The sequence below is a fragment of the Agrilactobacillus composti DSM 18527 = JCM 14202 genome, from assembly GCF_001436375.1.
Classification (GTDB): domain Bacteria; phylum Bacillota; class Bacilli; order Lactobacillales; family Lactobacillaceae; genus Agrilactobacillus; species Agrilactobacillus composti.
Window position 1 is genome coordinate 106,200 of the sequence record NZ_AZGA01000077.1, and the last position, 11,277, is coordinate 117,476.

Sequence of the window (11,277 nt, forward strand, 5' to 3'; positions counted from 1 at the left end):
CGTCAAATTATTACGGTATTTCGTTAACTTTATCCTGATTGGTTCGCAGCAACCACCAACTTCCTGACCCACAGATAAAGCACTACTTGATGTAAATCCGACCTTAAATATTATAGATTGATTATAAGACGCCTAATTTGAAATTGCAAGGCTTATTTATAATCCAGTTCGAAATCCGTACTTTTGAAGAAGTTTTTCTTAAAGATAAAATTGGAAATCAGTCCTAGGGCCACCGGGGCTACAAAGAACATCAACACTAGCATCAAGATATAGCCGGCACTGTGGTTGGTACTGGTCTGCCAAGCCGCCATGGGGCCAATGAGCCCGGCAAAGCCAAAGCCCGCACTCATGGGTGTCCCCTTGATGCCAATGAGGGCACCGGCAGCCCCTAAGATGGCGGCGTTGATGCAGATGGGTAAATACAGCTTAGGTTTCGCCAGCAGGTTGGCCATTTGAATCTTGGGAGACCCTAGGAAATGGGCCAGAGCTGTCCCAATGGTATTGCTGCGCCAGCCATAAATAGCTAGGGCAAAACCGGCGGCGGTGATGCCTAAGTTAGCCGACCCCGACCCCACCCCTTGGAGGGTAATGGCGGTGGCGATACCCACCGACGAGATGGGGGATAGGATCAATAGGGCAAAGACAATGCCCATCACCGCCCCCATCAATACCGGTTGCAGGGTGGTCAATTGGGCCACCCCCATACCAGTGGCTTGGGTGATGTAGCCCACCGGTGTGAGTAGCAAGTGGCCCAAGCCCCCAGCAATGATCAAAATCAACGCTGGCACCAGTAAAATGGTATAGGCCTTCAGGCGTTCGCCGAAAACCAAAACCAGGATGTAGCCTAAACAAAGGGTGATGAAGATATTGATCACATCCCCGGTACCTTTAACCACAAAGCCGGCTTTGGTGACTTGCATATTCCCCGCCCCAGCCATGGCGGCCATGGCTAAACCGGCTGTTTGAATGGGGGTGAAATGACTTAACATGCCCACGCACACCCCACTTAAAACCGGCAACAGGGTCATGACAAAAGTCGTGATCATCACGATATAACTGGCCGGGGCAAATACCCCTTCCAAGGCCAGCATCAGCTGGCCCAACAGTGCGCCCGGTACCAAAGCGACGACGACCCCAATTGCCAGGCCGTTTAATACATTGAGAAACATGGTCTTAATGGGGCCATTTTTCTTGGGTAGTGCTTTGGCACCCTGTGCATTGACTGATTCCATTGGCAACTTATCCTTTCACTTCGTGTAAGCCAGGTTTCCCCTGTAAGATGCGCAAAGCGTCATCTAAGGCAATATCCACCATGTTGCGCACCGCGGCATCGGTGTAAAACCCGATATGAGGGGTCACGGAAACATTGGGCATTTGTAATAATTGGGTTAGTTCTGGGTTTTGATAGTCCGCTCCGGTGCGGTCTTCACCAAAGATGCCGGTCTCCCCTTCAATGGTGTCGATCCCAGCACCGGCAATGTCCTGGGCAGTTAAGGCTTGGATCAAAGCTTTGGTATCTACCACCGGCCCTCTGGAACAGTTGATCAATAAAGCGGTGGGCTTCATAAGTTTTAAAGCTTGGGCATTGATCATGTGCTGAGTTTCTGCCGTCAGTGGTGTGTGACAAGTGACCACGTCGGCCGTCTTCAGCAAGGTCTCCCGGTCAGTGTAAGTCAAGACGTCGCTTAATTCAGGGCGGTGAATCGGGTCTTGGGCAATGACGGTGGCGCCCAAAGCGTTAAATAAACGGGCCACGGCACTGCCGATTTTACCAGCGCCGATGATGCCCACGGTGAGGTTATGAATTTCTTGGGCTTCTAAGCCACCCCAGCTGAAGTCCCCCTTTAATTCCCGGGCCCGGGTGTCACCAATGTGGCGCAGTAAGAACATGGTATGGGTCAAGGTCAACTCTCCAACCGAACGGGGCGAATAAGCCGGGACGTTGGTGATGGTCAAATCATTTTTAGCGGCTTGGTCAAAATCGATGATGTCATAACCGGTGATCCGCAGAGATATTTGTTTCATCCCATAGTCTTTTAAGGTGCTGTAGATCTTTGGATCGGCGACTTTGCCGTGTTGGGCGATGACGATGCCGTCAAATCCTTTGGCTTGGCTGACGGTGTCAAGATTAAAAGGGTCTTTGGTGGTGCTGACTTCAGTGTTGTTGGCTTTGGCCCAAGCATCCACATCAGCAGCTTCGTCGGGACGGGCACTGTACATTAAAATTTTCATAAGTTAAATTTCCTCCAGTTATTGGTAAGTTAAGTTTTGTTAATTATTGGGCAGTGACTTGGTTGTCGGCCACATAGGCACCGATACGGGTCACGGCTTTTTGTAAATCGGCCATGCTGGCAGCGTAGCTAATCCGCACGTAGCCTTCACCCCCGGGGCCAAAGTTGGAACCGGCGATGAGGGCGACTTTGGCTTTTTTAGCCAGGTCGTAACAGAAATCAGCACTGTTTTGAATCAAACCAGCCGGAATTTTGGCAAAGAGGTAAAAAGCCCCATCCGGTGCTGCGGAAGTGAAACCAATATCTCCCAGGGCTTTGACCAGGTAATCCCGGCGCTCTTGGTAAGCGGCCCGCATTTTCACCCCGTCATCCGGCCCATTTTTGAAGGCTTCTAAGGCGGCGTCTTGGGCATTGGCGGTGGCACAAGTGATGCAGAATTGATGGACTTTGCCGATTTGGGTCACCACGGCTTTAGGCCCACATAGCAGGCCAATGCGCCAGCCGGTCATGGCGTGGGACTTGGACACCCCATTTAATAACAACACTTGATCTGGTAAAAATTCAGCCAGGGATACGTGGGTAGTGCCATAAGTCAGCTCACTGTAAATTTCATCACAAATGGCAAAGATGTCGTATTTGGCAATCACTTTAGCCAGTTTCTGCAAAGCTTCTCGGTGGTAAGTCACGCCGGTGGGATTATTAGGATAATTTAAGACAACGGCTTTGACATTAGAATTGGCTTGCAATACCTCATCTAATTTGTCAGCATCCAGCACAAAACCGGTAGCAGAGGTATCAATAAAAATTGGTTTAGCCCCATTTAAGATGGTAATGGGTATGTAAAGTGGGAAGATGGGTGTGGGAATCACCACGGCATCCCCAGGATTTAAAATAGCCGTCAAAGCCGAATAGATGGCCTCGGTGGCCCCAGCCGTGACTAATACTTCGGATTCAGGATCGTAGTGGACGTCGTATTTGTTGGCCAGAAAAGTGGCTGCGGCTTGACGTAATTCTAATTCACCGGCAGAATTGGTATAGTGACTGTGGTCGGCTTCAATACTGCGAATCCCGGCTTGTTTCACATGCTCCGGGGTATTGAAATCTGGTTCCCCCAGGGTTAATTTCACAATGTCAGGGATCGTGGAAATCTCTTTATTGAAGGCTAAGATGCCTGAGGGTTGTAACTGGGCAAGTTCAGTTTTCATATGGGTGCTTAAATCTTTTGTCATAATACTGCCTCCTAATTTTTTGTGGCAACGCCAGTTAAGTCGCTGGCTAGGCTATGCTCGGTGCCATAACGCTACTTTTAGCGCTCTGAATAAAAAAAACCCCCACAGCTGCTTGTGCAAACTGTGGGGGAAAACTTACCCATTACGGGATTCAGCCACACAGTTTGCCGTTAGCATCTGTGTGACCCAGAATTTTAACAATGCCAAAATCTTCTGGTCTTCACAGATGCTTGTGAAAAAACCAAAAGTAATAATATCGATTTGCATGAGATATTAGGGTTGTTGACATTATTAAAAACTCCTTAAAATTATTCTTGAAACTATCATAGCATTTTAACTTAAAAAGTCAAAGTATTTTTTTAGAAATAATTAATGCCAATGGCATCCCGGACTTCTTGCAGGGTTTGGTTGGCCACGATGTTGGCTTTTTCACTACCCTTTTTCAAGATTTCCATGACAGCTGCGGGGTCTTTTTCAAACTCAGCTCGCCGCGCCCGAATGGGATCAAAAGCTGCTTGCAAGACGTCGTTTAAATAACGTTTTAACTTCACATCCCCTAAGCCGCCCTTTTCATATTGGGCTTTTAATTCCGCGACTTTGGCGGTATCTTCATCAAAGGCATCTAAGTAAGTGAAGACAGTATTGCCTTTAACTTGACCTGGGTCCTCAACGTGAATATGATTAGGGTCAGTATACATGGACATGATTTTCTTTTGCATGGTGTCGGGATCATCGGAAATGTAAATCGCATTGCCCAAAGACTTGGACATTTTGGCATTGCCATCTAGGCCTGGTAGGCGACCTTCACCTTTTGGTGGGAAGACGCCTTTTGGTTCTACAAGAATATCTTGTTTGTAAATACTGTTGAAACTGCGCACGATTTCTCTGGCCTGTTCCATCATGGGTTCTTGGTCGTCACCTACAGGCACCGTATCTGCCTTAAAGGCGGTGATGTCCGCGGTTTGGCTGACAGGATAAACCAAAAAGCCCGCGGGCACACTTTGCCCAAAGGATTTTTGCCGAATTTCTGTCTTCACGGTGGGGTTTCTTTCCAACCGAGAAACGGAAACAATATTCAAATAATGGGCCGTTAATTCGGTCAAAGCCGGAATTTGGGATTGTACCAAAATCGTGGACTTGGCTGGGTCGATACCCACGGCTAAATAATCCAAAGCAACTTGCATCAGTGAGTTGCGGATCTTTTCAGGATCCCGGGCGTTATCAGTCAGGGCCTGCATGTCGGCAATCATGATAAAAGTTTCATAATCTCCAGAGTTTTGCATGCGCACGCGATTTTTCAATGAGCCGATATAATGACCAATATGTAGTTTGCCAGTTGGTCGATCACCGGTTAAAATAATATGTTTATTAGACATTGTTTTTCCCCTTTATATATAGTCCTCAATGATATTTAGTCTAGCGATGAAAACGCTAAAAGTCAAAGAAAATTCCAAGTCGCACTACTTTTTAAATAACGCTTGGTTGACTTGGCTTTACAAGCCCCTCAATTCAGCGTAAACTATTCTGTCCACGTCTTTTATGATACACGTCAGGAGGTTTTTCAATGAAACAAGTCACCACTGATGAACAACAACACCAATTAGAACAACATGCCGAGCAACAACGGGTGGATAAAGTCACCACTGAAATTTCCCAACAATTGGCCGACACCACTGATAAATTAGCTCAAGCCCATCAAGAAACCCATCGCATCGAAGTTAACTACGGCGACAACACCAAGGTCAACGTTACTGAAATCGATGATAAAATGGAAACCAACGCCGCCGTCCAGCAGCAAAAAAATCTGGTGGAAAGCGCCGTTGAAACTGAAAAAATCCTAGAAAGTCAAGTCACCGTCTTAAAGGACTTAGCCGACTCCCCTTACTTTGGCCGCATTGATATTGACGAAGATGGAGACAAGGATACCCTCTATATTGGCACCGCCACTTTACAAGACGATCAGGAAAACTTCTTGATCTATGACTGGCGGGCACCAATTTCTAGTATTTACTACAATGGCACCCTGGGACAGGTCACTTATGACACCCCGGGGGGCAAACAGGCCGTTGACCTGGAAAAGAAGCGCCAATTTCTCATCAGCCAAGGTAAAATCTTGAACATGTTTGATACCAATGAAACCGTGGGGGATGAAATCCTCCAAACGGTTTTGGGTCAACAAAATGATGAAAAAATGCGCAACATCGTAGCCACCATTCAAAAAGAACAAAATGATATCATCCGCAACACCACCGCGGACCTTTTGGTGGTCCAAGGGGTGGCCGGCAGTGGTAAGACCTCAGCGATTCTGCAAAGAATCGCCTATCTGCTCTATCATTCCCGCAGCCAACTAGATGCGGATCAAATTATTTTATTCTCTCCCAACCGACTATTTTCCAACTATATTTCTGCAGTCCTGCCTAGTCTCGGTGAAAAAAACATGCGTCAGGTCACCCTAGCGGAATTTTTGACCCAGCGCTTTAGCGGCCTCACGGTGGAAAGTTTGTTTGAACGCTTTGAAAAAGACCAACACAGCTTCCCCGCTGTGGCCAAACAGTTGCGGCTGTATAAGGAAAGTGCGGCTTTTATGGACCGGGTCAAGGCTTATGTGAAGAAAACCGATGGCCATATCTTAGCTTTTAGTAGTATCTACTTTGAAGGCAAGCCCTTCTTCAAAAAATCAGAGATCCAGGACATTTACAGCAGTCTGCCAAAATTAATGTTACCCCGAGATAAATTTTTAAATACTAAGAATACTTTGATCAAACGTCTGAAGCGCCGGATCAAACAAGACGCCCATTCTGATGCGGTGCAAGAGGCAGTGAGTTTGTTGGATGAGTACCAATATCAAAGTCTCACCAACCATCGCACCTTTACATCTGGGGATGACGAGATCAATTTTGTGGCCCGGGCTTTGGTGCGCAAGCGCTATGAAGTGATTTATGATGCCATTTATAATGATTACTTCATTGATATCTATGAGGAATATAGCAGTTTCTTAAGGGATAATCGTCCGGTTGATATTGAGCCCAAGCTTTGGGACACCATGATCCAACAAACGGTCAATGATGTGGAAGCCCATAAGATTCATTTAGAAGACGCTGTACCGTTGCTTTATTTGCGGGACTTGCTCACGGGTAGCGGTCAAAATCATAGCATGCAATACTTGTTTATTGATGAGATGCAAGACTACTCTGCCGCGCAACTGGTTTATGTGAAACATGCTTTTCCTCGGGCGAAGTTAACGTTATTAGGGGATAGTGCCCAAGATGTGTTCACCGCTGAATATCATCCCAGCGATTTTATCCATGAAATTGAAAATATCTTCCCCCATAATCGCATCGCTTTGTTCACCTTGTTGAAAAGTTATCGTTCCACCAAGCCCATCACGGACTTTGCCAAGGCCATGTTGCCTAACGCCCAAGACATTGAGGCTTTCTCCCGGGAGGGCTCTAAACCGGCGTATTACTTGTGTCCCAGTGAAGACACCGCGTTGACGCAAATGACTCGTTTGACCAATGACTTACTGCATACGAATAAAACGGTCGCGGTGTTGACCAAGACCGAATATCAAGCTAACAAGTTATATGCTTCTTTACGGGCAGATCATCCGGTGACGTTAATGTCCGACCGGGACCGTTCCATCCCCAATGGCATCTTGATTTTACCGATTTATCTAGCCAAGGGCTTGGAATTTGATGCGGTGATCGGCTATGATGTGTCAAAAAGCAGCTATCATGAAGCTGGCGACCGGGATATCCTGTACACTTTAGCCTCCCGGGCCATGCATGACCTGCAACTGGTGGGCATCAAAGCCCCCAGTCCTATTCTAGAAGAAATTCCCCAGGACTTATTTGACTATTACCAAGTCACTGAAGCCCAGGAATTGATTGCTAAATCCGTTGAATAATCACTGAAAACAAAACAGGCACGCAACTTTGCTATCTTTGCAGATGGCTAGTTGCGTGCCTATTTTATTTGATGCGATCCACTTTTCGGTTCATGTAGATGACGAAAATAATTAAAGGCATACCGATGATTAAAAGTACTGCGCCAACTGCCGCCCAGGATTTATTGTTAGTCAGAATCCAAAAAACTGGCAGTAATGACACATCTAGAAAAATAATATAATTACCGCTGAGTCGGCCTAACACACGTTTTTGCGGCTCAGAATATTTTTCAGGGGCATACCCAGCCAGCAAATCTAAGCCCTTGCCATTTCTAACCAGCAGTCCGAACATTGCGATTGCCACAAATACCACCGCTGCTAAGATACCGAGAATCGGAATATTTTCCATGAGAGCTCCCTCACTTTCATTTCAAAACGCACTTAGTTTATTGAGCTATGTGACTTACAATCATTTGAAGTGATCCATTTTGTAATTAACGTAAATGAGAAATATAAGCATGGTCAGCACAACGAATAGCAATGCACTGAGAATCAGACCAATCTTACGTGTAGTCAATGTAATCCAAAAGAGCATTAGCATTGATGCCGCAAAAATAAACATGTAGTTGCCAGTAACCCGGCCCGCCCATTGATTTTGGGCTTTGGAATATTCTTTGGGATCATAGCCTGCCAACCAAGACAAACCCTTGCCCCTTCTTAAAAAGAAGCCATACACAACAATAAGTAGCTCAGCTACTGCAATCACAATGCCCGCCAGCCATTTACCATTCATCATCGTTACATCGCCTTCCTCAAAACCAACCTAAGACGAATCGCTCATTAATACACAATACTATATAAGTTAATTCTACCGCGAAATTTATTTATCTCAAGGAAAATGACTGCAATAGATTAAATTTCATCTAATGTGTTTTGGGCCATCGAGTGGCTGATTAAGCTCCTCAAAAGAAGTGCCCGCATTAAAGACTAATTAAGGTATAATGAATTACACATCATTTTGCCATATTGGCTATTAGCAATTGATGCCCCGTTCTTGGTGCCAAAGTTCTTATTCTTAAAGAAGTGAGTTGTTGTGTAGATGTTGACCAATTTTTTGATCGTTTGTCCCCTAGTTTTTTTAGCGGGTTTTGTGGATGCCATTGCCGGGGGCGGTGGGCTGATTTCCCTACCGGCTTATATGATGACCGGCCTCCCCGCCCACTTTGCCATTGGCACGAACAAATTATCCTCGGCCATGGGTACCCTTATCACCACTGTGGAATTTGCCCGCAGTGGGTATTTGCGGCTGCGCTTGGCATCAATTTCCATTGTAGCCGCCTTGATGGGTTCTTTTCTGGGGGCCAAAATTGCCCTGCAACTCACGGATTTTTACTTCCGTATTTTGTTGCTGATCATCCTGCCGGCCACAGCCCTATACCTCATGCTCAATCGCCACGCTCTACATAGCACTACCTTACGTGTCAACAAGTTAAGCAAGTCGCAAATTAGTTGGTCTGTAGTGATTGCGTTTTGCTTGGGGATTTATGACGGCTTTTACGGCCCCGGGGCTGGGACATTTTTGCTGCTCCTGTTAACCGGCCTGGCCCACTTACCCATCAATCTGGCAGCGGGAACCACCAAAATCATCAATTTGACCACCAACATTACCGCCCTAGTGGTCTTCTTCACCAATGGCAAAGTCCTATTATTGCTGGGTCTGGTGGCGGGTATTTTCAGCATCATTGGCAACCATTTAGGGGCGCTTTATTTTAAAAAATACGGCAGTCGTATTGCTAAACCCATCACCATCGTGGTCCTGCTGATCTTTTTGACCAAAACCATTATTGATTTCTTGGCTTAAAGTGTCAGCGCAAAAAAACGATCCATGGCCGAATGCTCGCCATTATTTAAAGGTTGGCCTAATTCAGAAAAGCCATATTGCTGATAAGTATGAATAGCCGCCTTTAGATTATGATGGGTCTCTAGATAAATCTGTTGATAGCCGGCCTGCTTGGCAAAGGCAACGGCTGTATCTAAGAGTTGGTAACTCAAGTGGTGGCCTTGGGCAGCCGGGATCAAGTATAGTTTTTGCAATTCCGCCACTTTATTTTCCAAGTCATATTCGGCAATACCGGTGCCACCTAAAATAACCTCTTGGGCTGATTTGGCCACGAAATATTGCCGCTTAGGACTGGCTTGGTAATAACTGGTTAGATCTATCAGTTCCGGGTCAAAGTAAGCCGTGCCCGGGATAGCTAAGTTATTTGTCTCTAAAGATTGACGGATAATTTGGCTGAGCGCTAGATTATCACTGCTTTGAATCGGTTTGATTTGGATCATATGCCTACCCCCATATATATACTTTATAGAATACACGGTTGTGCGAATTATTGCATGAATTGTTTTTAATGATTCAATCAATCGTTTTATAGTTCTTGATACACCAGTATTTGTCTTGTTGATAAAAACGACAAATCAAGTTACTCTTATAGCCACTATTATTTTCTCAATTACCACATTAAAGGAGGGAATCACTAATGAACCGTTTAATCGCCTTTCAAAAAGTTGTTGAATTGGGTAGTTTTACAAAGGCTGCCAATGCTTTGGGCTTTACCCAATCGGCCATTAGCCAAATGATCACATCGTTAGAGTCAGAGATGGCTATCAAGCTGCTGGATCGTTCTAGAAATGGGGTATTGTTGACCCTGGAAGGCCGAAAAATATATCCCTTTATCGAGAATCTCCTATTGCAGCGCCAAGTTATGACAGAAAAAATCAATGAAATTAAAGGACTTGAAACTGGCGTCATTCGAATTGGCACAATCTCCAGTATTTCTTGTCATTGGTTGCCCCAGTTGATCAAAGCCTTTCAAGAAAAATATCCTAAAGTAGAATTCATTTTACATCAAGGGGACTATACAACGATTCCAGAGTGGGTCCGGCAAGGCGAGGTTGATTTTGGCTTCATCAATCCCGATGTCAAAACCGGTATGGCAACAACATTTATTAAAACGGGTGAATTGCGGGCAGTCTTGCCTAAAGATAGTCCCTTAGCAAACCAAGCTTATGTGACCTTGGCCGACTTAGCCAAACAGCCCTTTTTACAACTAGAAGAAGGTATTTTCAGCGAGCCCATGGCCGCTTTTCACCAAGCCGGCCTGCAACCAGACGTCAAATTATGTGTCCATGACGATTATTCAATTATGTCCATGGTGGAATCCGGTTTAGGAGTCAGCATCTTGCCAGCCTTGGTTTTAAATAAGACTAATTATGATATCAAAATTTTACCTCTTCAGCCAACTGTAACAAGAAAAATTGGCATCGTTAAGAAAAATCAGGCAACATTATCCTTAGCCAGTCAAAAATTCATTGATTATTTGCTTTCCCAGATTGAGACATTACCCTAAGCTAATCATCGAGTCCAATCTTCAAATCAGTTGCATCAGCTCTGAGTTTGTACGGGTTACATTAGGATTATTAATATAGCTATTACAAACATTTGTTTTACTTATTCAATACTTCAGTATATAGTGGCTTTAATTATTGAGCCATAAAATTTGTCAATGATTCTCGGCACTAAAGTACCAAGCTTGTCTCTCACCACCAAGTGGCAAGGGCATCTATATCAGATGCCTTTAGACTTACGCCTAACGCTATGTGGTCTAACGGCCTTCCGGCCTCCCACGTAGTTTGCGTGTGATAAGCACGCGCTGTGTTGGCGTTACTTACTGCTGGGTCTTACTTATCTAAGGGTCCCAACAGCCCGATGATTGACTTCACCGGCAATTGAACAGGTTTACCCGTTCGCACTTTTTTTCTTTTTGAGTTTGGGCCTTTTCACGCCAGCGACAAACTGCGTTCCCAGGTGTTGAATGTTCATGGCACCGACACGGTCGTCATTAGACTGGTACCCGCAGTTTGAACATTGATA

The 11,277-nt window shown here is 45.4% G+C and carries 10 protein-coding genes and 1 pseudogene; 3 read left to right on the forward strand and 8 right to left on the reverse strand.

Annotation, left to right across the window (positions count from 1 at the left end; translation table 11 throughout):
• Positions 1 to 152: 152 nt before the first annotated feature.
• The 4 genes from FC83_RS13025 to trpS all read right to left on the reverse strand — a co-directional run bounded on the left by FC83_RS13025 (position 153) and on the right by trpS (position 4,836).
• Positions 153 to 1,232 carry a PTS sugar transporter subunit IIC gene (locus FC83_RS13025; protein ID WP_052004555.1) on the reverse strand — a complete coding sequence of 360 codons (1,080 nt, stop codon included), beginning with the start codon at positions 1,230 to 1,232 and terminating at the stop codon, positions 153 to 155.
• A 7-nt stretch (positions 1,233 to 1,239) separates the two neighbouring features.
• Entirely contained in the window at positions 1,240 to 2,232 is a 993-nt protein-coding gene (locus tag FC83_RS13030; RefSeq protein ID WP_035451920.1) for a D-2-hydroxyacid dehydrogenase, read from the reverse strand.
• 43 nt (positions 2,233 to 2,275) lie between these two features.
• Entirely contained in the window at positions 2,276 to 3,460 is a 1,185-nt protein-coding gene (locus FC83_RS13035; protein WP_057002863.1) for an aminotransferase class I/II-fold pyridoxal phosphate-dependent enzyme, read from the reverse strand.
• A gap of 359 nt (positions 3,461 to 3,819) precedes the next feature.
• Positions 3,820 to 4,836 (reverse strand): tryptophan--tRNA ligase, encoded by a 1,017-nt coding sequence (trpS, locus tag FC83_RS13040; RefSeq protein ID WP_035451919.1) that lies wholly within the window; start codon positions 4,834 to 4,836, stop codon positions 3,820 to 3,822.
• 188 nt (positions 4,837 to 5,024) lie between these two features.
• Between trpS and helD the strand changes: the two genes are divergently transcribed.
• Complete coding sequence (gene helD, locus FC83_RS13045) at positions 5,025 to 7,367, forward strand: RNA polymerase recycling motor HelD (RefSeq protein ID WP_057002864.1); 2,343 nt, start codon at positions 5,025 to 5,027, stop codon at positions 7,365 to 7,367.
• 64 nt (positions 7,368 to 7,431) lie between these two features.
• Here helD and FC83_RS13050 read toward each other — a convergent pair whose 3' ends face one another.
• Both FC83_RS13050 and FC83_RS13055 read right to left on the reverse strand, forming a co-directional pair.
• Complete coding sequence (locus FC83_RS13050) at positions 7,432 to 7,755, reverse strand: DUF3784 domain-containing protein (RefSeq protein ID WP_035451918.1); 324 nt, start codon at positions 7,753 to 7,755, stop codon at positions 7,432 to 7,434.
• 60 nt (positions 7,756 to 7,815) lie between these two features.
• Positions 7,816 to 8,142 (reverse strand): DUF3784 domain-containing protein, encoded by a 327-nt coding sequence (locus FC83_RS13055; RefSeq protein WP_035451917.1) that lies wholly within the window; start codon positions 8,140 to 8,142, stop codon positions 7,816 to 7,818.
• A gap of 303 nt (positions 8,143 to 8,445) precedes the next feature.
• Here FC83_RS13055 and FC83_RS13060 point away from each other — a divergent pair, with 303 nt between their 5' ends.
• Positions 8,446 to 9,207, forward strand: a complete 762-nt coding sequence (locus FC83_RS13060) for a sulfite exporter TauE/SafE family protein (protein ID WP_035451916.1) — start codon at positions 8,446 to 8,448, stop codon at positions 9,205 to 9,207.
• On the opposite strand, the gene FC83_RS13065 is transcribed toward FC83_RS13060, so the two are convergent.
• Positions 9,204 to 9,686, reverse strand: a complete 483-nt coding sequence (locus FC83_RS13065; protein ID WP_035451915.1) for a GNAT family N-acetyltransferase — start codon at positions 9,684 to 9,686, stop codon at positions 9,204 to 9,206. The two genes, FC83_RS13060 and FC83_RS13065, sit on opposite strands and share 4 nt — an antisense overlap.
• 197 nt (positions 9,687 to 9,883) lie before the next feature.
• Between FC83_RS13065 and FC83_RS13070 the strand changes: the two genes are divergently transcribed.
• A complete protein-coding gene (locus FC83_RS13070; protein ID WP_035451914.1) occupies positions 9,884 to 10,753 on the forward strand; it encodes a LysR family transcriptional regulator in 870 nt (289 codons plus the stop codon).
• Positions 10,754 to 11,142: 389 nt separating this feature from the next.
• Here FC83_RS13070 and FC83_RS17490 read toward each other — a convergent pair.
• Positions 11,143 to 11,277: pseudogene (locus FC83_RS17490) on the reverse strand (RNA-guided endonuclease TnpB family protein); the annotation flags it as partial.